This window comes from Fusibacter sp. QWL-12 (assembly GCF_058683495.1).
The window spans coordinates 855644-878271 of sequence record NZ_CM178745.1 but is presented as its reverse complement, the minus strand read 5'-3'; the positions used below and the strand labels follow the sequence as shown (position 1 = coordinate 878271).

Genomic DNA, 22628 nt, shown 5'->3' with positions numbered 1-22628 from the left:
TTAATTAGAAATTAACCGTAAAAGTTGTACCTATTTGTTCAATGCTTTTGACGGTAATTGAGCCCTTATGCTGTTCAATAATTTCCTTTGCGATGGCCAATCCAAGACCATGACCACCGGTTTCTCTCGAACGTGAAGTTTCAAGTCTATAAAATCGTTCAAATATATGATTGAGTTGTGATTCAGGAATGCCTATTCCAGTGTCTTTTACAGTGAACTGGATACCTTGCCCTTTCTTTGTATCGATCGCTTCTAGCGATACATATACATTTCCATTCTCTTTTGAGTATTTAATCGCATTATCAATAAGTATGGATACTACAGAGCTTATTTGTTTTCGATCGCCCAATAGCTTTAAGTTGGATTCTAAAGATGCATGAATGACAATAGATTTTGAAATGGCAATTTTTTCAAAGGATTTAATTTCTTTATCGATTAATTCTGAAAAATTGAAGTTTTCATATTTATAAATACCATTTTGACTGTCTGTTCGTGATAAAAATAAAAGCTGGGAAACAAGATGACTCATCTTTTTAGCTTCATCGCGAATATCTTCCACTACTTGATGCTGAAAGGCTTGCTCTTTGCTTATTTCGCCATCCAATGTTTCTGTTGAAAGTAAAATAACACTAAGAGGCGTTTTAAGTTCATGTGAGGCATTGGCTAGAAATTCTTGTTTGGACGCATAAGCAGCTATAATTGGTTTTAAACTTCTACCAGCTAGAAGATAACCGAGTGCGATTGCAATAAAAACACCTATGAGCAAGCTAGCCAATAGAATCCGAGACAAATTATCAAGTGTTTCAGATGCGATCGTAACGTCTCTGCCGACCACATAGTACCCCAAGGTTTCTTCGCCGATTTGAATTGGCATTTTTGCAATTAAATATTGGATTGGGGGTTTGTCGCTTATTTGAGTAACTGTGGGTGAACTCGAGATTTCTTTCAGCTTACTTTTGCTTAATAATGCATCAAAATTCTCATTATCCTTGGTTTGATAGGTTATAAGTTGATTGTTATTATCATAAATCATATATGCGTCAAATGTGCCGAGAACTTTAGGAATAATCAAATCCTTAACTTCAGGAAGAGGCAGTATTACTTCATTCTCGTTTGAGGTCATTGGGTTGTTGATGATTTCAGACGTCGTCTCATTTTCGGAGTCTGATTCTGTCGCAGATGAAGGTGTATCATCATTTGCTTCTTCATTATGAGCCTCAGAGGTTTTTGATTCGTCCGTTTCAGAATTACTGGTTGTATTCTCTGTTGATAAATGGTCATCATTGAGGTCGTCGTCATGACCATCATCTGAATTGCTATTAGAATCCGATAAAAGAGTTGTAGGAGCAACCAAAATATTAGAATGACTGTCATCGGATTCTTTATTTTCGTATAACCATTCGGAGCTGTTAATACTTTCAAGCATGCGCGATACTTCTGAGGTCATTTGATAATTATTATAATTGACCAAAACAAAATAGACACTCAAGTTTGTGACTGCCATAATAGCAAAGACGATTAAAGAATAGTAAATTGTCATCTTAAGTTGCAGTCTTTTGAACATCTATACCTCCACTTTATAGCCGATTCCTCTGACGTTTATAATGATTTTGTTTCTTGCAACTTGTTCAATTTTCTTTCGAAGTAGCTTGATAAATGCATCGAGATTATTTTGTGTGATTTCTTGATCAAGTCCCCAAACGCGATCAATAATCACTTCTCTTGGAACAATTTGCTTGTTATTTTCCATGAGCAAACTTAAAAGTTGATATTCTCTATTGGATAAACCAATATCGATATCATTATAATAAATCGCTTTATGTGCACGATCGACCATAAAATTTCCAATATATATTTTATCTTCAGTTAGTTTTTTTGTGCTTCTTCTGGACAAAGCTTTTACTCGAGCAAGTAATTCCTTGTATTCAAAGGGTTTTATCAGATAGTCATCTGCACCATACTCTAAACCCATAATTTTATCATCTAGTGTATCCTTTGCGGTCAACATCAAAATACCGCCATTGTAATGGCGGTTTCTGAGCGTTTCACAGACCTCAAGCCCTGATTTTTCTGGCATCATCCAGTCTAATAAAACAATATCATAGGCATTTGTTTCTGTATATAATAATGCCTCAATACCATCTTTCGCGTGATCGACTTGATAACCATCTTTCTTAAAAAGGTGAATTAGGAGTTTTGCAATTTTAGGATCATCTTCAGCTAAAAGTATTAACATGATAAGCTCCTTTTTAATAGAGTTAGTCGTCATCGCCTTCGTCGTGATCATCGTCATGGTCGTTGTGTTGTCGATCGGAATTGTGATCATCATCATCAAAATCGTGATCATCATCATCAAAATCGTGATCGTCGTCATCAAAATCACTATTGTGGCTTTCATTAACTGTAGCACCAGTCGTTGCGTCAGTTGTTGTTACAGTGCTTCCAGGTGATGAATTAACACCTTGTACCATTGAGATTGGTTCCCCAATTTTTCCTACAACGGGAAGTGTTTTCAATAATGAAGTAGAATGCGGTGAGGCTTCAAAAAAGGCGGTAACGTCTTGTCCAGCTTTTATCCCGTGATGAACACCGCCTGTCCATGTACCAATACTGGTTACATTGTATATGGTTCCGTTCACAGCGATATAAGCTGGTTGGGCACCAATACCATTATACTTTGCTAATAATGTATAGGTCCATACATCATTTGATTTGGTCTGATTGGATGGGGATAATGCAATTGATTCAGTTGGAACGGTTACCGTTGTTTCTGTGGTGGTAGATGCAGAGGTATTTGTATCAACTACTACACTAGGTGCGCTTTCGCCCTTTGCAATGGATGCTACATAAGTACCAACAATAGGGAGTTGTGAAAGTAACTGTTCACTATGTGGTGACTTTTGAAATGCAGCTGTTAAATCTTGGCCAGCTGAATAACCTTGATGCTGACCATTGGTCCATGCACCAATGCTTGTCATATCATATACGATACCATTCACAGCGACATATGCAGGTGCACCATTTTTACCGTTATACTGAGAAAGTGACTGAGCCGTAAAAACGGGTTCGTTTGTAGCAGTTGCTATTAAAGTGTTGTTGGTGCTTGCAAGCGACTGACTGTCTGGTTTTTCCGATGACACGTCAACTGAAACAGAAGTACTTCTATCCGATTCAAAGAAAAAACCGTTGCCAAATGTTGACGCAAATGCAAACTGATAAATACCAACAAACAAAATGCCGATTCCAGCAAAACTGAGTACAATTTTAAAAGGGTGATTAAGTTTCATAAACAAGCCTCCTTAATGAATCATCTTTAAGTTATATGAGTAGTTTATGACACTAATCTGAAAATAAAATGAAACTATTCAATTTATACCGAAAATGATTCATAATGAATCTGATTTTTTGAAATTCTTAGTTTCAATAATGTTTCAATTGTTAGTGTCATTAGGTTTTCAGGACCACAGATATAGTAACCGGTATGCGTTTCATTGAACGGATAGGAAGAGGTGTAATTTTCAAGACGCGTATAATCTAATCTCCCACGTTCGCCTTCCCAAGTTTCGTCACCTGAAACAATAGGTAGAAAAATAAAGTTGGGCATAATATTTTTTAAAGAAAGAAGGTAATCATACTTTATTAAATCTTCTCTTTTTCTTACAGACCATACCAACATGACTGGACGGGTAGGGTCTTTTATAGCCATGTATTTGAGCATGCTGATAAAGGGTGTTATGCCTACGCCTCCAGCAATAAAAACGCTTGCATTTTCAGTAGCGTGTGTCGTATAGCTGAACTTACCAAACGGGCCTTCTACAGTCATTTCATCGCCGAGTTTGAGACGTTTTAAATCTTTTGTGTAATCGCCTATTGTTTTGACGGTTATAGCAATCTGATTTTTATCTGTTGGTGATGATACAATAGAGAATGGGTGCTCCTCAGATGAAAAATAGGGCGAAGTAATTTTAAAGTAGGCAAATTGACCAGGAGAGTATTTTAGAGGACGATCTTTTGTTGACGTTAGTGAGATGGTCACCATATCCTCAGAATCGTATATCAAATTTGTAACTTTGTACTTTGCATCTTCTAATAACCAAGCCTTTATCAGCTTGTGATAGAGATAAAACCCTGTTGCTAAAAAAAAGTAAACCATATATAGACTAAAAATGAATGGATTTGCTTGTGCAGAACTGGTCATAAGGACATGTATCTGCATAAATACCAAAGCTAATATTGTGAAATTATGGATGCTTTTTGTAAATTGATAAGATGCAAAATTAAACTGACTCATCATTTTGATAAGTACTTGAATCGGTTTGAACTTCTTAAGCAATTTTGGTGACATGAACAGTAAAGACAAACCTGAGATTCCGATAAAAATGGCAAAGGCAACACTTCCAAGTTGCGATGTGAGCGTCTCTTTAAATAGTCTTTCAATCAAAGTTTTGTGAATGAACAAAGTGAACAATGCTACCAATGCAATAATTCCATGGAAACGATATATTTTATCAAGCCCAAAATGTTTTTCCAGTGCTTTAGGTCGCGCACTTAAGATAAATTGCCAAAGCAACCATGTATAACTGAATATTCCAAAAAGCATAGGCAGTAAATAGTTTAAATTAGCATATTTTGATGGGTTGTTAAGAATTATGAATACGATAAGTGGCAGTGGGCTGATGACATAAATTAACTTATATATAAATCTCATATTAACCTCCTTTTAAGATATCTTTTCTTAAATATATCAATATAAACTGAAAATAATATGAAAGTGGAAATATAAATAAGTTGATTGGTACAACTTAATTAAGGTATGATTTAATATATTAAAGTCATGGAGGCAATATGGAGATTACTTATAGAGAAGTTGACTTTGGCGAAATAGATATGTTTAATCTATTTGCAAAGTGGTCCAATGATCCTGATATTAGACCCTTTACTACACCGAGGTTTAGCGAAGAGGATTATCCTATGGTTCATGCGATAGAGCTGATGGCAAATTTAATGGACAAACCATTTAAGCATACTTATGTCGTTCTTGTGGATCAATCTCCAGTAGCGGAGTTTAGTATAGACATGCGTTTTGAACATCTGGTATCTAAACAAGATGATGTGGCATGGATCAGCATTGTTATCGGTGCCGCTGATTTTAGAGGCGTTGGACTGGGCAGTAAAATTATGACGTTTATCGAAGCTGAATCTAAGAAATTAGGTGCAAATATCATAGAACTTGGTGTTTTTGAATACAACGAAAGAGCCATACACCTATATAAAAAAGTTGGTTATCAGCCAGTAGCGACCATCACTAACTTCGTCTTTAACTTTGGAAAGTGGCATTCTGATATCAGAATGACAAAAATAATTCGATAAATAGGTATGCAAATTTCAAGAAACCATATGTTACATTTGTGTAACATATGGTTTCTTTGATTTTCTCAAAGCTTTAAAAGAAAGGAAAATAAAAGAGAAACGCTTTCAATTAGCCGATTATCTCTGTTAGAACAACAAAAATAAAAACATAATTTTGAAAATGAAATAAACCTTGAAACACTGAATTTTAGAATGCTTGCATACAATATTGTCATTATAAATTGTTTGACAAAAAAACAAGATATATAGTTTATTTTTTTCGGCTATTTCGTTTGACAAAGTTGTTAACGGAATGTTACAATACATTAAATATTTGTAACTATTAAAATATTTTAAAGATTACAAAAAAATTGGGAGGAAATAGTAGGTATGGAGGGTCTTTTAAATTTATCTGCAACGCTTGACGGATTTTTTTGGGGACAAATAATGATTTATTTGTGTCTAGCAGCGGGAATTTATTTTTCAATTCTAATGAAATTCCCACAACTCAGATTAGTCAAAGACATGGTGAAACAGCTTTTAGGTGGAAAAGCTTCAAAGAGCGGTGTATCATCGTTCCAAGGTTTCGCAATGGCATTAGGTGGTCGTGTCGGTACTGGTAATATTACTGGTGTTGCATCTGCCATTTTTTTCGGTGGTCCAGGAGCAGTATTTTGGATGTGGGCAATCGCATTTTTAGGTGCTGGATCAGCTTATATCGAATCAGCTTTGGCACAAGTCTGGAAAGAAGAAATCCATGGAGAATATAGAGGCGGTCCAGCTTACTATATTGAAAAGGGTTTAAAATCAAGACCATTAGGTATTGCATTTGCAATTTTAACAATTATTTCATGTGGTATTATGTTGCCTGGTATTCAAACAAATGCATTTGCTCAAGCTGGTAATCTTTCATTTGGGATTGCACCATGGATCATTGGTTTGATTTATACGGTCATCATCGCTTATGTTGTTTTCGGTGGTGGTCGAAGAATAGCGAAAGTAGCTGAAATGATCGTTCCTTTTATGGCGATTGCTTACATTATCCTAGCATTAATTATTTTAGCAGTTAATATTACTAAAATTGCAGATGTATTCGGAATGATTTTCTCGTCTGCTTTTAATCTCAATGCTGTTTATGGTGCTGTATTTGGACAAGCGGTAGCATGGGGCGTTAAAAGAGGGATCTTCTCTAATGAAGCAGGTCAAGGAACTGGCGCTCAAGCTGCTGGTGCTGCTGAAGTATCTCACCCTGCAAAACAAGGTTTGGTACAAGCGTTTTCTGTTTATGTAGATACATTATTTGTATGTACTGCAACCGCTGTTATGATTTTAGCAACAGGTGCTTACAACGTTATCGCTCCAGATGGTGCGTTCATTACACAATTATTACCGGGTGTTGAAAAAAGTAACTTTACACAAGAAGCGGTTAATACGTTTATACCTGGTGTTGGTGGTGGATTCGTTGCATTGGCGTTGTTCTTCTTTACATTAACAACGGTTCTAGCATATGCATTCTATACTGACTCAAGCATCGGTTATATTTTTAGAAAAAATTCAAATGGCAATGGTTATAAGTATTCAATTTTAGCATCAAGATTGATCATCGTCGTTATGGTATTCGTAGGTGCGATTTCATCGGTTGACGTGGTTTGGAACTTCGGATCAGCTGCTGTTGGTGCAATGGCATGGTTTAACGTAATCGTCATTATTTTGTTAACGAAACCAGGTCTTGCAACCTTAAAAGACTATGAACTTCAAAAGAAAGCTGGTTTAGATCCAGTGTTTGTTCCTGAAAGAATCAACGTTCAAGGAGCTGATTTATGGCATAAAATTACAAAAGCAAATTATCAAGACCAAGTGAATGCACTTAACGATGCAGTAAAAGCTGGTAAGCTTAAGTAATTGTATGTGTTGAATAACGATTAAAGTCTTAGGATAATCTCCTAAGACTTTTTCTCTTTACCACAAAGTATAAAATGCATATAATGTAAGAAAAAAGGTTAAGGGGAACTTTTATGAGAGTATTGATTGCGTATGCATCGAAAACGGGAAATACAGAAGAGTGTGCTTATAAAATTAAAGGATTTATGAAAACTGAATCGATTGATTTGATTAACCTTAAGAAGCAGAATCAAGTTGATCTAACTCTTTATGACAAGGTTGTAATTGGGACACCGTTATATATGGGGCAACCTGCTAGACCCTTTAGACAGTTTATTGAGAAAAATGCAAACGAATTGATGAACAAAGAAATGTACTTATATGTATGTGGTCTTGCTAGGGGACAAGAGGGAGTTGATTTGTTGCAGAAACAAGTTTCACCCAAATTATTTGACCATGCAAAGTATGTTGGTCAGTTAGGTGGCGATGTGCACTTGCAAAAACTAAATCCAGTTTATAAATGGATGATGAAAAAGATCTTAGCTGAGAGCAAGCCACAATTGGGATTGGCAATTGAAGAAATTGAGAAGTTCGCTTCTAAAATAGAATCATAATTAAAAAAAACCTGTAAGAATAGTTCTCTTACAGGTTTTTTATTTTGTGTAATCCGTTAAAGTTTATAGTTAACTGAGTGTGTGTAGAGGCGTTAGATCCTTTTCCTTTGAAAAAACTCTTTCTAATGCATCTACGATCATTGGATCAAAATGTTTGCCTTTCCCTTCCAAAATGATTTTCATCGTTTCATCAAAAGTAAATGGTTCTTTATAAGGTCTTTTAGACATCAATGCATCAAAGACGTCTGCAACTGCGACAATCCTTGCACTTAGCGGGATTTCGTCCCCACTAATACCATTTGGATAACCTGAACCGTCAAATTTTTCGTGATGATTAAGGGCGATTTCAATGCCCATTGTAAATAAACTTCTACCTCTTCTATTGATGTTATTTTCAGCTTCTTTTAAAACATTTGCACCATAGACGGTATGTGTTTTCATGACTTCAAACTCATCAATAGTCAACTTTGCTGGCTTAAGTAGGATATGATCTGGGATTCCAACTTTGCCAATATCGTGCATAGGAGAGAATTTCACTAAGTTATCCACGTATTCACGGGTCAAGACACTTTCATATCTTTCTTCCTTTTTAAGTTCGTTAGCGATTAGTTCAACATAATTGGCCATCCTAACTAAGTGCTCACCTGTATCTTCATCTCTAGCTTCGCTTAACTTTGCTAATGCGAGGACACTTGAATACAAAAGCTCATCCATAAAGATGTTTTTCTGAAAGGAAAGGGCGATTGAGTTGCTAATAATTTTTAAAAACTCTATATGATGAGGTTCGTAAACATTTTTTTGATCGCTTGAAAAAAAGATAAACCCGAGTGGTATACCATTAGCACTTAAAGGTAATGTTACAGAAGAACATATACCAAAATCCATAACGATTTTACTGTACTGGTTGATCGGTCTCGTCTCAAAATAAATGTCCATATCATTAATAATTCGTGGTTCTCTTAGGTTCATTATTTGACCTAGGCTGGTATCATCCAAGATGGCTTCATAGCCTAGCAACTCTTCAGCGAGGCCGGTGTGTTGTGCTTGGCCAATACCATAAGAAGCAATTACAGTTTTAGGTGTTGTATCGCTTAGAAGAGCAATACCAATATAAGTATAAGGCAAATAGTGATTGAACGAGTTGAATATATATTTGAGTGTTTCTGAGAAAGATTGATTGGAATTGATTTTCTCGGTCAAATCCAAAGTTTCTGTAAAACCATCGACCATCTGTTGAACTTCCTCTGAGAAGTTATCGACAGATTTTGTCTGATGTTTAAGACGTCCCATCCCAAGTTTTTCAAACTTACTATAGAAGATATTGAGTGCTTTAAACTGATCATCATACATTGCGTACATCAACAAAGCTGCAATCGCAATCGTGATAAATAATAAGATCAGGATAATAAACTGATAAATTTCATAATGGTCAATCATTCTAGTTTCAAAAGCATCAAGAATTTGTTCGGAAGCATTTAATAAATTTACGTTTTCCTCGTCAATGTAAGTAAGGGCATTTACAATGTGCTCACTAACCTCACTATTTAATATCGTTTCAATAGAGGGTTTAAAGCTACTCCAGATCATTAAGTAATCCTGTATCTCGGGATCAATCATATTGAGCGTATTGCTAGATACTTTAAAAGTTTCACCGGAATCGGTGGTAACGATACCTTTCATGAGATCGGTATAAACGGATTCGTAAATCAGACTGTTATTTTGTAATAATAGCTTAGCTTCTTCAATTTGATGCATTATGTTCTGTGTTGCAACAGAATCAATAGACTGTTCAAGTGTTTCTTCTAGAACTGAAATCTTATAGGCGTCTTTCGCAAGTGCTTGTGTTAACATCCTTTGCTTGGCAAGTACTGATATTATTTGAGCGTTATCCTTTAACACATTACCAGTGTAATTTGACAGACTCACGATAGCCGTAAAACCGAGTAAAATAATAACTATGTAGATGACAAACCGAGATTTCATTTTTACAAAAATGGTTTTTTCTGTATGCATTTCTTTTGTCTCCTATGAAAGGTTGTCGTTTTACAATTATCTTATCACAATTTTATCTTAGGAACAAAAAAATTTTCTTAATAGATTCTAAGGTTTAATAGTTATGTACTATTTACAATACTTTATCCTAAAAAAGTGGGTTACATCCCTAAAATCAACTAATTTGGTTATGAAATCTTAACATAAATTTTGCATAAGACTACTTCACAAATAATTCAATAATGCTATAATAACGTATAAGCAAGAAACGTGCCAAAGTTGTACTGGACAACCACAACAGGGCATGGCTTAAATTATTATTTTTTAGGAGGACAAAAGATATGAAAAAAGCTATGGGATTCATTTCATTTTTAGTTTTATCAGCAGCAACCTTTTCACAACCATCAATGGTGATTAATCAAAAAGATGTTGAAGCAGTATGCAAAAGTATTCGTTAATTAAATCAATAAGGTTGTTCGCTGAAAGTCAGGCTAATTCACAAAGTAATTTGATGAATTAGCCTTTTAATTTGTTTTTATATTGCTGCAAATTTTTGGCATCTTGGACTTCTAAATCTCTTAGCCCAGCTCGATACTCAAGATGATGGGTAAACTCATGAATCAAAGTGTGCTTTAACAATGCTCTTAGACTTTCAACGCTCGCATTTGGATGCACTTTCATAAAGGAACCATAATAGATTTTTATTTGCTTTCCAAGAGCGTTTGTTACATATTCGCCCATAACATAAAGCGGTAATTGTGTTTGACTTTGTGGATGTGCTTTTGGTTGTTCAACTAAAATGATGCCACCGTTGAGGCCTTCAAAAAATGGCTCTGGTATTTCGTCGATAATTTCGCTTAAAATTTGCTCGACTGCTTGGATGGAGGGAAAATTTTGTTCCGACATTATAGGCTCCTTTCAGATACAATAAGGCTTTAAAGTGATAAAATAAAAGTGGTTGTTAACTTCAGCATATCGAAATCTTAGTTTTAAAGATACATAATAATTGTAAATATTTTAGTAATATAAATAAAAGTTGAGGGAGTCATGCGGATGAAGGTTATAAGAGATCATCTTTTGGAAATTGCTTCAATGAGTATAGAGAAAGTCTTACCAGATAGTGCTGTTGAAGTCGCATTGAAGGAAGTGAAAATTAGTACAAAGCCATATGTCATTGGAATTGGCAAGGCGGCTTGGCGGATGGCAAAAGCCCTCTCTGATAATTTCGAAGGTCAGGTTGAAGAAGGCATTGTCATTACAAAATATGATCATTCAGAGGGGCATATCCCCAACTTTAGAATATTTGAAGCTGGACATCCAGTTTTAGATGAGGCTGCAATCGACGCGACGCGTGAGGCAATTGCTATGGCACAGAGGTTAAGACCTTCAGATACACTCATATTTTTAATCTCTGGTGGTGGTTCAGCATTGTTTGAACTACCTATCGAAGGCGTAACATTAGAACAACTAAAAAAAATCAATTTGGAGTTGATTCATTCAGGTGCCAATATTGAAGAAATCAACATGATCCGGAAGTTGCTTTCTGAGGTAAAAGGCGGAGAATTTCTAAAGTTTTGTGGTTGTTCTAAAATTGTCGCATTTGTATTATCAGATGTTATAGGCAATTCCCTAGCTTCAATCGCCTCAGGACCTTTATACCCAGAGAAGAGCAATTTAGATCAAGTTAGAAGTATACTAAATAAGTATCATATCAATCTTCCTGAAACCGTTAGCAATAGAATAGAGGCAAAATTACAGCCCAAATTACTGCCATTAAAGCCAACTGTAGAGGTTGAGACACATCTTGTTGGAAGTGTAAAAACTATGTGTGCGTATGCAGCCATGCTTGCCAGCCAGTTTGGTTATGAAGGCATTATAAAAGATTCTCAATTAAAGTTGTCAGTAGATACATTTATTGGGTTGCTTAAAAAGGATATCGAAGCATACAGAGAACTGTCGAACCAATCCGGAAAAAGTTATTGCCTTATCTATGGTGGTGAGTTGACCTTAAAGGTTTCAGGAAATGGAAAAGGTGGCAGAAGTCAGCATACTGCCTTAATGGTTAGTCAGTTGATTGATGGTTATGAGGGGGTTTATTTTTTAGCGCAAGCATCCGATGGTACAGATGGTCCAACAGATGCTGCTGGCGGTCTCGTAGATTCAAACACCGTAAGCAAGCTAAGAAATAGAGCCTATGATCTTAAAGGCGCACTAGAAAATTTTGATGCGTACCATGCATTACAAGAAGCAGGAGATCTGATTATCAGTGGCCCGACAGGAACCAATGTCAATGATTTGATGTTGTGTGTCATTACGCCTCGTTTTTAAATCATGAATAGCTTTTGAACGACAGTTGAACAATTCGTGAATTTGTAATTTACCTAATTGACGTTAATACTAATTAGTGATATATTGATTTCAAGAAAGAAAATAGTGATAAAAAGTGCAGATGCACTTTTTTTAAAAAACAATTATCACTAATTAATGATATAATTTCGAAAAAGGAGAACACATTATGAAAAAATCATTTAATGAAGCAGTTGAAGCGAGAAGATCGCACTATGCAATTGGAAAAGAAGTATCTATAAGCGATGAAGCTTTGAAAGATTTAGTAGAGCATGCAGTAAAATACGTACCATCGGCATTTAACTCACAAAGTGCAAGAGTGGTGTTGTTATTGGGTGATGAGCATGATGCTTTATGGGAGTTAACAAGAGAGAATTTGAGAAAAATTGTCCCTGCTGAAGCATTTGCGCCTACTAATGACAAAATGAATGCTTTTAAATCAGGTTACGGAACGGTTTTATTCTTTGAAGATCAAGCGGTTGTAGAAGGGTTACAAGAACAGTTTGGTTTATATAAAGATAATTTCCCGGTTTGGTCACAACAATCAAGTGGTATGCTTCAGTATGTGGTATGGACAAGATTGGATTCTGAAGGCTTAGGAGCATCATTACAACACTATAATGAAGTGATTGAAAATGATGTTAAGAAAGCTTGGTCGTTACCTGAAAAATGGAAACTTATTGCTCAGATGCCATTTGGAAAACCGCTTGCAGCTGTAAATGCGAAAGAGTTTGGACCACTTGAAGCGAGAGTAAAAGTGTTAGGTTAATAAAGTCTGTATAATCCACCTTTATTATATATTTGCCTCTGATGAAAATCAGGGGCTTTTTTCATGATGGACTACTGGTTGAATTTATAGCGAGGGGGTTGTATAATCATTCCATAAGTAGGTTTTAATAAATGAATTATGGTGAGTAAATGAATAAAAAAGAAAAATTCAGTGATAAAAACTATATAATGAACTGTGATATGCCTTCTGAACTTTTTACAGTTAAGGGTATAAAACGAGAGTATCGTGCTTTAGCTAAGTTATGGCATCCAGATATCTCAGAGGTTAAAGAGGCACTCTATATAATGAGTAAAATCAATGCACTATATAAAGAAGGGCTTACTTTAATTGAGCAAAATAAGTTTTATGAAAAAGAAAGGCTCATATATAGAAATCATAAAAAACAACCTACTACGAATCAAAGTACAAATCAAAAACAAAGTAAATCCAGTTCGAGTTCAAATAAAGCTTCATCGGATCCATCTGAAACGACTCAATCATATGATAATAATACTTCTTATGCACAAACCGAGCAGCCTGAGGAGGTAAAGCGAAGCAAGAGAAAACGCAGTATTGAGCTGATTAAAGAAAATGGTAAATGCGCAAGATTTAAATACCTAAAGAGAGTTATGATTGAACTGGGCTTTATGTATGTTTCAGAAGAATACGTTATGATTGAAACCACAAAGCTTAAACGAAAAATATTTATGGATTCAATTACGCTTTTAATGGCTGCGGACAAAACTTATTTCAAAATCGATATTCCCAATGTGGTCGATCATTTCGATACCACTACACATGGCTACATTGTCCTTAAGAAGGAAAAAGGCGTTGAGCCAATCGTCGTACTTGAATCAGTTATGGGCTATTTGAAACCATTGGGTTCACGAAAAATATGTGAGGGCATATTTTATGACCTAACAGCATTAAAATACTTAGGCTATACATCGACCGCTTTAGACAAAGATTTGTGGTTTATAGATGTCAATACAGGTAAGCTTCATAACTATGGTCTTTATTTTTATCTTCATGAATTCAGTTCTAAGCTCTGTCGGGCACCTAAAACGATTTCAAAGGCATTACGTGGATTGAAGCCAAGAGATAATGAAACGTTGCTTATAGAACTTGTCAAGTCGGCGATGATTCATCTTAACTTTTCAAATGGTCTTAAAGTTGACGATTTCCATAGATGGCTCGAAACGCTTTCAGAGGATTCACTGGAAGTTTCCTTAGCTGAAAGCCAAGTGTTTAATCGATCAATTGCATCGGTTACGACGCATGGTTTTGATTTAGATCATTATTATGCAACTATTTCATACCAGTAATTATTACGAAAAGTTAACAATTAAAAGGTTGCGATTGTCAGAAAACTCTGTATAATAAAGAGTAATTAAATTTTCAAAATCATGGATTAGGAAGAGTAGCTTTACTGTGATATCAAAGAGAGCCTTCGTTGGTGGGAGAAGGTATATCAAGGTACTGTGAATGGCCCTATGAGATGCGAGGTGAACCATTTTGAAGTAGCCTTTGCCGTTTCCTCACGTTATCGAGGTAGGATATGTTTGTATCCGATAGAGATGGAATGTTACATTCCAAGAAGGATGGTACCGCGAACTTAACCGTTTGCTCCTTATTTATAAGGAGTAAGCGGTTTTTTTATTTTTAAAATAGCATCAATAAAGGAGGTGACTGCATGTTGTGAACGCTAATCGAGAAAATCGAACCTACAAATGATTTAGAAGATGGATGGCATCGCCATAATACGATTAAAATTAAAGGAGAATTTATTATGAAATTAAAAAGTATGATCTTAACATCAGTTTTGTTGGCAATGGGTTTTGTATTACATGCAGTTGTTCCAGGTGTATTTGGTATGAAATTTGATTTAATGTTAACGTTTATGTTTATCGCTATTATGATCTTACCGACTTTTAAAAATGCACTTCTAGCAGGACTACTAAGTGGCATCTTAACAGCAATGACGACAACTTTCCCAGGAGGACAACTGCCAAACCTTATTGATAAGTTCGTTACTGCAATCCTAATTTTGGCCTTGGTACAGCTGCTTAAAAACTATAAAAATGAATATGTAAAATCAGCATTTATCGGCTTAATTGGCACCTTTGTAAGTGGCATGATCTTTTTAACATCAGCACTTTTAATTGTAGGATTACCTGCACCGCTTGGCATCCTTGTGACGAGTATTGTTATACCAACTGCTCTAACAAATGCAGTCATTACAATATTTGTTTACAAAGCAGCAAAAATTGCAATGGGCTCAACGAAGGCGGTTATCAATTAGTCGTAGAGAAATGAAGCGGTTTCGGTTATAATAGAAGATATTACTAGCAGTAAACAAAATTCTAGGAGACCGAAATGGGGAACTTAAATTTAAAGCTAAATCTAATTGAATATTGTGAGCTTTCAATAGAACCAGTTATTATCCTCGATCTAGAGGGGAATATACTGTACGCTAATCCAATGTTCAAGAGCATGCATCTAAATTTTGACGATGTCATCTATAATAGCTTATGGCAAATGATTAACCCTTATTCAAAATGGTTATGCCAGGATAATTTTGAGAAGGCAAGTAAAGGTGAGCGATTTAGCTTAGAAGTTGTCTTTAATACGGATGAGGAGCGACTCATTAAAACGGAAGGCAGATTTGTTTGTTTGGAACAAGAAGGAGGCGAAGCAATATTCCTTGTGGCATCTTTTATCGAATTAACGGATCATATAGAACTTCAAAAGACAATTGAATCACTCAATCAAACGTTGGAATTAAGAGCAGAAGTGGAAAGACAGATTATGAAAACCTATTTAGGGCTTTCAGATGTGAGTACGCCAAAATTCGATCAAAGAGTTGAGTCGGTTTTAGAATCCTTTGGAAAGAAAGTTTATGCAGATCGTGCATTTGTTATGCTCTATGACTTAGAACAGTAAACTTTCACCAATACCCACGAGTGGTGTGAGGAAGGCATTCTGCCGAAAAAAAACAGCATTCAAAATTTGCCGATACATTACAATAGTCCTTATCTTCAAATGCATCAAAAAGGTGAGACCGTTTATATTCAAAATGCAAATGTGCTTCCCGAAACAGATAGGATTAAAACACTTCTTATTGAGCATGAAATTATTAGTACTATCGCCGTACCGATGTATAGTCACGGTAAGCTAATTGGTTGTGTTGGATTTGATTCGGTGAAAATCAATCGTACCAATACAGACGTCGAAACTTATATCTTATCAAGGGTGAGTAAAGTCATTGCAGATGCTATTTATAGAAGAGTGAATGGCTAGCTTGATTTAAACTTAACAAAGTGGTAATATGAGTTTAAGAAAGTTTTGTGGAGGTTGACATGAATTATAAATACACCATTTTAGCTGTAGCTTACAAAGATGTTGAACCAGAAATTGAAGCGAAAATTAGCGAGTATAGCATTCGAATGATTGATGAAACCGATGACTTGGTAAACTATTGTACCTATGGTCGCCAGTTTGACCAAGATTCTAGAGTATGTATCTATCTTGAATGGTACCAAAATAATATATTAAAATATCTATCAGAAGGATATAAGATCGTTTTACTAGAGATTCCTTATAACTCTAATGAGCCGATAGTAAAAGCACTTGAAAATGTCGATATTGAGTTAGGTGATAAAGTACTCGTTATCGAACATGATAATGTTTAATTTAATGAAGCTTTAGACCTCAAACCCGTTAATAACGGGTTTGACTTATTTTAACCGATGCATAGAGAACCATAAGCATCGTTTGCAAGAGGGTTAATATGAAAAAAAGAGTGAGATTTTTAACTAGATTAATCGGCATTTTGATCATTGTTACGTTAATTTTAGTGACACCAATCGTATTAAGTGGGTATCAAATGTATAAGGACGCTGTCAAAGGTGTACCACTTACTGAAAAAGTCGCATCCTTAAAAGCAGATCCGACATATGCATCTATAGATGAGATTGCGCCTACTTTTTTAGTGCAGGTGGTGGCATCAGAGGATCGCAAGTTTTATGAACACTTTGGCATCAATTTGTCTTCCACAGCAAGAGCTTTTATCAAGAACTTTCTTGCAGGCGCAAAGGTTGAAGGTGGTAGTAGTATCACTCAGCAGCTGGCAAAAAACATGTATTTTTCATTTGAAAAGCAATATGAGAGAAAAGTCGCCGAACTGTTCGTCGCCTTTGAACTTGAGCAGGAATATGAGAAAGCGGATATTTTGGAAATGTATGTGAATATCGCTTATTTTGGCGAAGGTGCTTATGGCATCCGTGAAGCTTCAAATCATTATTATGGCATTGAACCCCTCGCATTAACGGATGAACAAAGTGCAGCGCTAGTCTATACATTAAAGAGTCCAAATTACTACAATCCCAATGCGCTTTTAGAGAAAGGTTCTGAGTAAGAATCGAGGTATCTATTGAAGAAAATCATAGCATTAGTCTTAATTGTTTTAGTTGTATTCACTGTTTCGACACAGTTTTCATATGGGTTTGATGAAATCATTTCGTTTGAAGCGGGCTACGCCGCGTCTTCAACAGAAATATTTGAGATGGCTCAGAAATTGGTTGATAAATACCCTTATATTTTAGAGCTTGAGATATTGGGCGAAACGCAGTTGGGTAATCCAATCTATGCGGTTAGACTTTCTTATCGCGTTTTTGAAAAATCTGAATTTGACTACGTGGATAAAACACATCTTCTAGTTGAAGCGGGAACACATGGTCGAGAGACCTATAATCCGGTTGCAATTCTAAAGATGATTGAGGATTACGTACATGATTATTATGTAGACGATACTCTTTCTGATGTAGATGTAAGAGATCTCCTTAAGACCAGTGTGATTCACTTTATTCCGTTAGTAAATCCAGATGGATTTGACGTTTCAAAGTTTGGTACTTCAAGTATATCGGACTTGGATTTACGGTCACTTTTTATTAGTCGGTTTGAAGGTGAACTTTTCCACCGTATCAAATCCAATTTAAGTGGCGTGGATTTAAATAGAAACTATGATGATCGATACTTTAATATTGAAAGCCAAACTTGGATCGATCAGTGGGAGCTAAGGGCTGAAAATGAAGAGCAAGAGCCATCCTTAGCTGGTTACGGGGGTGAATCACCTTTTTCAGAGATGGAGTCTCAGCTCGTCGCACAATATATGGACCGATATGATTTTAGAGCATTCCTTGCCTTTCATAGTATGGGACAAGTGATCTATTATAAAATAACCGCACTTGGGTCTACTTATTTAAATGAAAACACACAGTATGCGAATTTGGTTGCCATGATTACAGATTATAGACTAAGTGAACCATCATCCTCAAATGACGGGGAGGTATTGGTTGGCTATGCAACCAGCTATTTCGCTAATCAGAAAATGAAGCCCGCTCTTACCATAGAAACCACAAGTGATCTAAACTTTCCTACCTCACTCAGTACGTATCGCTCTGAATATGAAGGGCATAACCTTGCATATGTTCCGCTTAGAGTAATAGAAGCGACCAAGCAAAGTGGTTATCTACCCTATAAAATATATATTGATGGCAAATATTTTACAGATGCGATTAATTTCGATTATGCAAAGGCCATTGCAGAAAGCATGAGTGGTGAGGTCTATCGATACGATGGCAAGCCAAGTCTGTATTTAAGTGAACGATGTGAGGTTCAAATCGCAGATTTAACACTTACAGGGGCAATTGTTGGTACTTCAGGTGCACTCTACGTTCCCTTTAAAACATTATTGACCGAAATTGGATACGAAGTTATCTATATCAAAGAAAGTTCTAGTGTGATTGCTAAAAACCAAAGTGAAAACTTTCAGGTAAACTTAAGCGATTATAAAGTGACAGATAAAAACGACGATACTGTCAAACTTGAAGCATCGCCGTTTATATATGAAGGAAAATTGATGGTACCACTCGCATTCGCAGCTCAACTATTGGGTGTAGACGAAAATGCATATGAATTTACCATTACAGGACAACCCGTATTTTTAGATTTATAACTTTCAAGCGTCAATGGGCTCAACGTAGTAGCCTGTGACGCTTTTTTCTTTGAAACCAATTTTTTTATAGAGCTCATAAGCACCAAGGTTGGTATGATCGACGTCTATTTGCACATCGTGATAATTGGCATTAATTTGATGCAACACTTCATTGATAAACTCTTTGCCAAAACCCTTTCCTTGATGTTCCTTTAAGACAGCGACGCCATTGATGGAGAGCTCTCCGTTGTCATCGCCAACGACTAAAGTACAAATCGGCTCATAATTGAGCTTACCTAAATAAACGGTTCTATTTTCCAGTTCAAAGCAGGCATTCACGTATGAAAGTGCTGGTTCGAAATCATCTTCGAAGGCGTTGACGCTAATTTGAGCGACGCGATAAGCATCTGAAGGTGTGGCCTTACTTACTAACAAGCGCGTTGCTCTTTTGATTTCAGTATTTTTGTCAAAGGAAAGCGTGTATTCTGTATGATGATGTCTCAATAGCATCTTATTGATCCATCTCAATCCTTCTTCATAAAATCCATTATGGACATATAAAATCTGCTTGTAATTATATTCTCTTAAAATGCTTTTTGCTTTATTGATGAGCTCTGTAGCGATGGATTTAAGTCTGTAACTAGGATGTACGATCACACAAATTTCTCCTTCAAATGCGTTAATCGCAAAAATACTAAGATAGCCGATGAGTCGTTCGTCGGTATACATCATAAGGTAACATGGCATTTCACGGTTCAGGTTGATATTTGCACCATAATGTATGGGATGGACTGCATGATCAATAGCTGTGCATTGCTGTGCTAAATCTTTGATTTCTGAAACCTCTTTTTCGGTTAACTGGTGTAAAAGCTTCATATTACCTCCTAACTTTTTTTCATAATACCATCAAAATGACTACCATTCAATGAGACAATTGACACAAAGTTGGTTTTATGATATCTTATTGTCAAATTAGTAATTTACTAAATTACTAATTTACTAAATTTAAACTTGTATTAAGTGATCTGAACTGGACACATAGATTCTAACCTGTGACATATTGAGATACTTAACAATATAAATTTAAAATGGAGGTCATATGAAAATACCAAGACAACTCAAACACAAACCAGTAATTGTCGTAGAGGATTACGATAAGATAGATGGCAAACTCGCTTATGGATCTGATGCAAAAGGCATATCGCTTGGATTAGCCCAGTGGAATGAAAGAGGAAAAGTAGATATTTCAGCAAAAATCTGGCGCTATACCGGTGAAAAGTGGTCGAGACAATCAGAAGAAATGCCAATTCATAGAGTACTCGATCTTTCTATACTCATCGCTCGATCAAAACAATATTTTATGGAAGCGTATCGTCATGAGAAACTATACGATCCTGAAAATCCACAGATTGATACCATCGGTCTACAAGGGGATGCCATAAGGCCAACGGTTGATATCGAGAATCCTTTTATTGAAGAGGATATTAAATTATTTGCACAAGCATTGAGTCAAGATGATGAACTGATTTCGGAGAGACTTAAAATGCTCTCAAGAATTCTAAAGGATATGGGCTATTGATTAAGTCAAAACAATTCAAAGCAGGTCTATCTAAAACAATCAACACTTTTTGATGATTCACCATCAGTATCAGTGCTACTCAAATGGACCGAAAAGGAGATATAAAATGGATAAAAGTGATAAAAAGAAAATGATAGAAGCTTATAAAGTGATGCAACATCCGATGGGGGTGTTCCTTATAGGCTTAGAAACTTTACCGACTGAAGAACCAAAGGTGTTGATTCAGGCTGCACCCAATTTAAAAGCTGCAATAAATGGCAACCAAGTTAAATTGCGTGGTGGCTTTCACCCTTATAGAGAATTGCTCGCGGATTGGAAGGTATTCGGTGAAGCAGCATTTGAGATTAAGATATTAGAGGAATTAGAGTACGACGAGGATGTGCCTGATAAAGACTATAAGGATGAGCTTGAGATTTTAAAAGAACTGTGGATAGACAAGTTTTTAGAAAATGGCATCAGACAGTATAAGAGATAAGCAACGTTTCTGAATAATTTTCTTATATTGAGGTAATAATTAGATAGCTCTATTTAAAAGAGGTATCTATGAAGAGAGAAAATCTAAATTATAGACTGATAATTATAACCATGGTACTAATAATGTGTAGCGTTATTGGGGTTATTTATTATTTGACGATTAATAAAATTGATGCTGTTTACAAGGATGCTGGCACTGAAGGGCTTTTGGATCTTAAGAAAGTTTACCTGAGAGATACCGTTGATAATCTTGTATTAAGAATAGAAGAATTACGGAAAGAAACGCGTTCTGACTATAATAAAATTATAGATCAGACGCTTTCTTATATTGGGCAGATAGAAGATGAAGAGGCATTCAAAGAATGGATGCGAATTTATTTCAATGCGGAATCCAGTGTTCATATTATCGATGCAATGATCATAGATACGACCACTGGTTCCATGATATATGCCAATAAATCCGACTTAATCTATCCACTGGATTTAGAAGCCAATATGATGAGAATGAAATCCGAATATGAGAGATTCGAAATCGTAACTTTGGATCAATACCATGTATTTATAGGTGTGAGACGAAAAGCGTTGGATGCTATAGTGATCAATCAAATTAAAGATGAACTACATCACTCAAGTTATGCAGATGATTCCTATATTTGGGTAAATGAGATCCTCAATTACTCAGGTGGGGATAATTATGCAATCCGTTTGATTCATCCTAACTTAATTGATACTGAAGGCGCTTTACTTTCTACAAATACAACTGATATCAAAGGTAATCATCCGTATTTAACTGAGCTTGAGGGGGTAAAAAGGGAAGGTTCAATTTTTTATAGTTACTATTTTAAGAAATTATCTTCAGATGTGATTTCAGAAAAATTAACCTATTCAAAGCTGTATCCTGATTTTAACTGGATAATATCTATGGGCGTCCATCTGGACGATATAAGTGAATACCTGACGATTACATCTCAGAAAAGTGAAGCACATATAAATGCTTTGATTAAACTGATTGTTATTTTGATTTTAGTATTATCATCACTCTCAATTGGTTTTTTAATTGCGCTTGATCGATGGTACAACAGTAGAATTAAGCGAAACTTGATTGCTGAGGCGATGATTGATCCACTTACCGGTGCGTTAAATAGACGTGCAGGCATTCGAGATTTATCAGAATACATGAAGCGATATATTAGTGGTGAAATGAAACAAACGATTGCCATCGTTATGATGGACTTAGATGACTTCAAGTTAATTAACGACACCTATGGACATGAAACTGGCGATAAAGTACTTGGCTGCTTTACGAGAACCATAATAGATCATGTCAGACAGTCGGATCGACTTTACAGATGGGGTGGCGAAGAGTTTTTACTGGTTTTAGAAGGTCTAGGACCCGATAACTTTGAAGGGTATGATACAAAGCTACAAAGTGCACTTAAGTTGAGACAACCTTTTGAAGACCTTGAGGATCTGGTGTTTACCATGAGTATAGGGATCGCTTTCTTCGAACCAGGAGATGTTGATTATAAAGAAGTTTTGGCAAGAGCAGATACTGCACTTTACCTGTCTAAAAAAACGGGTAAGGACTGTGCAAACATCTGTCGAAAAAATGGCGTTTGATATTGAATG

General features: G+C 35.8%; 22 protein-coding genes and 1 other annotated feature. Of the genes, 15 read left to right on the top strand and 7 right to left on the bottom strand.

Annotated elements, in window-relative coordinates; translation table 11 throughout:
- Positions 1-4 precede the first annotated feature (4 nt).
- From AC4PID_RS04625 to AC4PID_RS04610, 4 genes are all read right to left on the bottom strand, one after another.
- Positions 5-1564 carry a sensor histidine kinase gene (locus tag AC4PID_RS04625; protein ID WP_492134397.1) on the bottom strand — a complete coding sequence of 520 codons (1560 nt, stop codon included), beginning with the start codon at positions 1562-1564 and terminating at the stop codon, positions 5-7.
- Positions 1565-2287, bottom strand: coding sequence for a response regulator transcription factor (locus tag AC4PID_RS04620; protein ID WP_492134396.1), 723 nt, complete (start codon positions 2285-2287; stop codon positions 1565-1567). It lies immediately after the preceding gene.
- The gene (locus tag AC4PID_RS04615; protein ID WP_492134395.1) at positions 2259-3287 is read right to left on the bottom strand and encodes a cytochrome b5 domain-containing protein; all 1029 of its coding nucleotides are present in this window, start codon (positions 3285-3287) and stop codon (positions 2259-2261) included. Before AC4PID_RS04615 ends, AC4PID_RS04620 begins: the two co-directional genes overlap by 29 nt.
- A gap of 83 nt (positions 3288-3370) precedes the next feature.
- Positions 3371-4708: a ferredoxin reductase family protein gene (locus AC4PID_RS04610; RefSeq protein ID WP_492134394.1), complete on the bottom strand. Its 1338-nt coding sequence runs from the start codon at positions 4706-4708 to the stop codon at positions 3371-3373.
- A gap of 137 nt (positions 4709-4845) precedes the next feature.
- Between AC4PID_RS04610 and AC4PID_RS04605 the strand changes: the two genes are divergently transcribed.
- The 3 genes from AC4PID_RS04605 (at position 4846) to AC4PID_RS04595 (ending at position 7844) form a co-directional block, all read left to right on the top strand.
- Positions 4846-5370 carry a GNAT family N-acetyltransferase gene (locus tag AC4PID_RS04605; RefSeq protein ID WP_492134393.1) on the top strand — a complete coding sequence of 175 codons (525 nt, stop codon included), beginning with the start codon at positions 4846-4848 and terminating at the stop codon, positions 5368-5370.
- Positions 5371-5739: 369 nt separating this feature from the next.
- Positions 5740-7251: an alanine/glycine:cation symporter family protein gene (locus AC4PID_RS04600; protein WP_492134392.1), complete on the top strand. Its 1512-nt coding sequence runs from the start codon at positions 5740-5742 to the stop codon at positions 7249-7251.
- A gap of 113 nt (positions 7252-7364) precedes the next feature.
- Entirely contained in the window at positions 7365-7844 is a 480-nt protein-coding gene (locus AC4PID_RS04595; RefSeq protein WP_492134391.1) for a flavodoxin domain-containing protein, read from the top strand.
- Positions 7845-7913: 69 nt separating this feature from the next.
- Here AC4PID_RS04595 and AC4PID_RS04590 read toward each other — a convergent pair whose 3' ends face one another.
- Both AC4PID_RS04590 and AC4PID_RS04585 read right to left on the bottom strand, forming a co-directional pair.
- Positions 7914-9857: an HD domain-containing phosphohydrolase gene (locus tag AC4PID_RS04590; RefSeq protein WP_492134390.1), complete on the bottom strand. Its 1944-nt coding sequence runs from the start codon at positions 9855-9857 to the stop codon at positions 7914-7916.
- 495 nt (positions 9858-10352) lie between these two features.
- Positions 10353-10742, bottom strand: a complete 390-nt coding sequence (locus AC4PID_RS04585) for a metallopeptidase family protein (protein WP_492134389.1) — start codon at positions 10740-10742, stop codon at positions 10353-10355.
- Positions 10743-10889: 147 nt separating this feature from the next.
- Here AC4PID_RS04585 and AC4PID_RS04580 point away from each other — a divergent pair, with 147 nt between their 5' ends.
- From AC4PID_RS04580 to AC4PID_RS04540, 9 genes are all read left to right on the top strand, one after another.
- Entirely contained in the window at positions 10890-12164 is a 1275-nt protein-coding gene (locus AC4PID_RS04580) for a glycerate kinase type-2 family protein (RefSeq protein ID WP_492134388.1), read from the top strand.
- A gap of 187 nt (positions 12165-12351) precedes the next feature.
- Complete coding sequence (locus AC4PID_RS04575; protein WP_492134387.1) at positions 12352-12951, top strand: nitroreductase family protein; 600 nt, start codon at positions 12352-12354, stop codon at positions 12949-12951.
- A 149-nt stretch (positions 12952-13100) separates the two neighbouring features.
- Entirely contained in the window at positions 13101-14276 is a 1176-nt protein-coding gene (locus tag AC4PID_RS04570) for a J domain-containing protein (protein ID WP_492134386.1), read from the top strand.
- A gap of 73 nt (positions 14277-14349) precedes the next feature.
- Positions 14350-14585, top strand: a binding site (T-box leader).
- 155 nt (positions 14586-14740) lie between these two features.
- The gene (locus tag AC4PID_RS04565) at positions 14741-15253 is read left to right on the top strand and encodes a tryptophan transporter (RefSeq protein WP_492134385.1); all 513 of its coding nucleotides are present in this window, start codon (positions 14741-14743) and stop codon (positions 15251-15253) included.
- Positions 15254-15327: 74 nt separating this feature from the next.
- Positions 15328-15894, top strand: coding sequence for a PAS domain-containing protein (locus AC4PID_RS04560; protein WP_492134384.1), 567 nt, complete (start codon positions 15328-15330; stop codon positions 15892-15894).
- A gap of 99 nt (positions 15895-15993) precedes the next feature.
- Positions 15994-16251, top strand: a complete 258-nt coding sequence (locus AC4PID_RS04555; RefSeq protein WP_492134383.1) for a hypothetical protein — start codon at positions 15994-15996, stop codon at positions 16249-16251.
- 59 nt (positions 16252-16310) lie between these two features.
- Positions 16311-16643 carry a hypothetical protein gene (locus AC4PID_RS04550; RefSeq protein WP_492134382.1) on the top strand — a complete coding sequence of 111 codons (333 nt, stop codon included), beginning with the start codon at positions 16311-16313 and terminating at the stop codon, positions 16641-16643.
- A 98-nt stretch (positions 16644-16741) separates the two neighbouring features.
- The gene (locus AC4PID_RS04545) at positions 16742-17368 is read left to right on the top strand and encodes a transglycosylase domain-containing protein (RefSeq protein WP_492134381.1); all 627 of its coding nucleotides are present in this window, start codon (positions 16742-16744) and stop codon (positions 17366-17368) included.
- 15 nt (positions 17369-17383) lie between these two features.
- On the top strand, positions 17384-18967 hold the full coding sequence (locus tag AC4PID_RS04540; protein ID WP_492134380.1) for a M14 family zinc carboxypeptidase: 1584 nt from the start codon (positions 17384-17386) through the stop codon (positions 18965-18967).
- A 3-nt stretch (positions 18968-18970) separates the two neighbouring features.
- Here AC4PID_RS04540 and AC4PID_RS04535 read toward each other — a convergent pair whose 3' ends face one another.
- A complete protein-coding gene (locus AC4PID_RS04535; RefSeq protein ID WP_492134379.1) occupies positions 18971-19822 on the bottom strand; it encodes a GNAT family N-acetyltransferase in 852 nt (283 codons plus the stop codon).
- A 223-nt stretch (positions 19823-20045) separates the two neighbouring features.
- Here AC4PID_RS04535 and AC4PID_RS04530 point away from each other — a divergent pair, with 223 nt between their 5' ends.
- The 3 genes from AC4PID_RS04530 (at position 20046) to AC4PID_RS04520 (ending at position 22619) form a co-directional block, all read left to right on the top strand.
- A complete protein-coding gene (locus AC4PID_RS04530; RefSeq protein ID WP_492134378.1) occupies positions 20046-20525 on the top strand; it encodes a DUF6530 family protein in 480 nt (159 codons plus the stop codon).
- Between the two features lie 106 nt (positions 20526-20631).
- Complete coding sequence (locus AC4PID_RS04525; RefSeq protein ID WP_492134377.1) at positions 20632-21000, top strand: GIY-YIG nuclease family protein; 369 nt, start codon at positions 20632-20634, stop codon at positions 20998-21000.
- Positions 21001-21068: 68 nt separating this feature from the next.
- The gene (locus AC4PID_RS04520) at positions 21069-22619 is read left to right on the top strand and encodes a diguanylate cyclase domain-containing protein (RefSeq protein ID WP_492134376.1); all 1551 of its coding nucleotides are present in this window, start codon (positions 21069-21071) and stop codon (positions 22617-22619) included.
- Positions 22620-22628: the final 9 nt, after the last annotated feature.

What these genes read in the sequence shown, in the direction of transcription:
- AC4PID_RS04580 (WP_492134388.1), top strand. Translation starts at nt 10,890, where the DNA reads ATGAAGGTTATAAGAGATCATCTTTTGGAAATTGCTTCAATGAGTATA.
- AC4PID_RS04545 (WP_492134381.1), top strand. Translation starts at nt 16,742, where the DNA reads ATGAAAAAAAGAGTGAGATTTTTAACTAGATTAATCGGCATTTTGATC.
- AC4PID_RS04550 (WP_492134382.1), top strand. Translation starts at nt 16,311, where the DNA reads ATGAATTATAAATACACCATTTTAGCTGTAGCTTACAAAGATGTTGAA.
- AC4PID_RS04605 (WP_492134393.1), top strand. Translation starts at nt 4,846, where the DNA reads ATGGAGATTACTTATAGAGAAGTTGACTTTGGCGAAATAGATATGTTT.
- AC4PID_RS04590 (WP_492134390.1), bottom strand. Translation starts at nt 9,857, where the DNA reads ATGCATACAGAAAAAACCATTTTTGTAAAAATGAAATCTCGGTTTGTC.
- AC4PID_RS04575 (WP_492134387.1), top strand. Translation starts at nt 12,352, where the DNA reads ATGAAAAAATCATTTAATGAAGCAGTTGAAGCGAGAAGATCGCACTAT.
- AC4PID_RS04625 (WP_492134397.1), bottom strand. Translation starts at nt 1,564, where the DNA reads ATGTTCAAAAGACTGCAACTTAAGATGACAATTTACTATTCTTTAATC.
- AC4PID_RS04535 (WP_492134379.1), bottom strand. Translation starts at nt 19,822, where the DNA reads ATGAAGCTTTTACACCAGTTAACCGAAAAAGAGGTTTCAGAAATCAAA.
- AC4PID_RS04570 (WP_492134386.1), top strand. Translation starts at nt 13,101, where the DNA reads ATGAATAAAAAAGAAAAATTCAGTGATAAAAACTATATAATGAACTGT.
- AC4PID_RS04525 (WP_492134377.1), top strand. Translation starts at nt 20,632, where the DNA reads ATGGATAAAAGTGATAAAAAGAAAATGATAGAAGCTTATAAAGTGATG.
- AC4PID_RS04520 (WP_492134376.1), top strand. Translation starts at nt 21,069, where the DNA reads ATGAAGAGAGAAAATCTAAATTATAGACTGATAATTATAACCATGGTA.
- AC4PID_RS04585 (WP_492134389.1), bottom strand. Translation starts at nt 10,742, where the DNA reads ATGTCGGAACAAAATTTTCCCTCCATCCAAGCAGTCGAGCAAATTTTA.
- AC4PID_RS04530 (WP_492134378.1), top strand. Translation starts at nt 20,046, where the DNA reads ATGAAAATACCAAGACAACTCAAACACAAACCAGTAATTGTCGTAGAG.
- AC4PID_RS04620 (WP_492134396.1), bottom strand. Translation starts at nt 2,287, where the DNA reads ATGATCACGACGAAGGCGATGACGACTAACTCTATTAAAAAGGAGCTT.
- AC4PID_RS04600 (WP_492134392.1), top strand. Translation starts at nt 5,740, where the DNA reads ATGGAGGGTCTTTTAAATTTATCTGCAACGCTTGACGGATTTTTTTGG.
- AC4PID_RS04615 (WP_492134395.1), bottom strand. Translation starts at nt 3,287, where the DNA reads ATGAAACTTAATCACCCTTTTAAAATTGTACTCAGTTTTGCTGGAATC.
- AC4PID_RS04560 (WP_492134384.1), top strand. Translation starts at nt 15,328, where the DNA reads ATGGGGAACTTAAATTTAAAGCTAAATCTAATTGAATATTGTGAGCTT.
- AC4PID_RS04610 (WP_492134394.1), bottom strand. Translation starts at nt 4,708, where the DNA reads ATGAGATTTATATATAAGTTAATTTATGTCATCAGCCCACTGCCACTT.
- AC4PID_RS04565 (WP_492134385.1), top strand. Translation starts at nt 14,741, where the DNA reads ATGAAATTAAAAAGTATGATCTTAACATCAGTTTTGTTGGCAATGGGT.
- AC4PID_RS04595 (WP_492134391.1), top strand. Translation starts at nt 7,365, where the DNA reads ATGAGAGTATTGATTGCGTATGCATCGAAAACGGGAAATACAGAAGAG.
- AC4PID_RS04555 (WP_492134383.1), top strand. Translation starts at nt 15,994, where the DNA reads ATGCATCAAAAAGGTGAGACCGTTTATATTCAAAATGCAAATGTGCTT.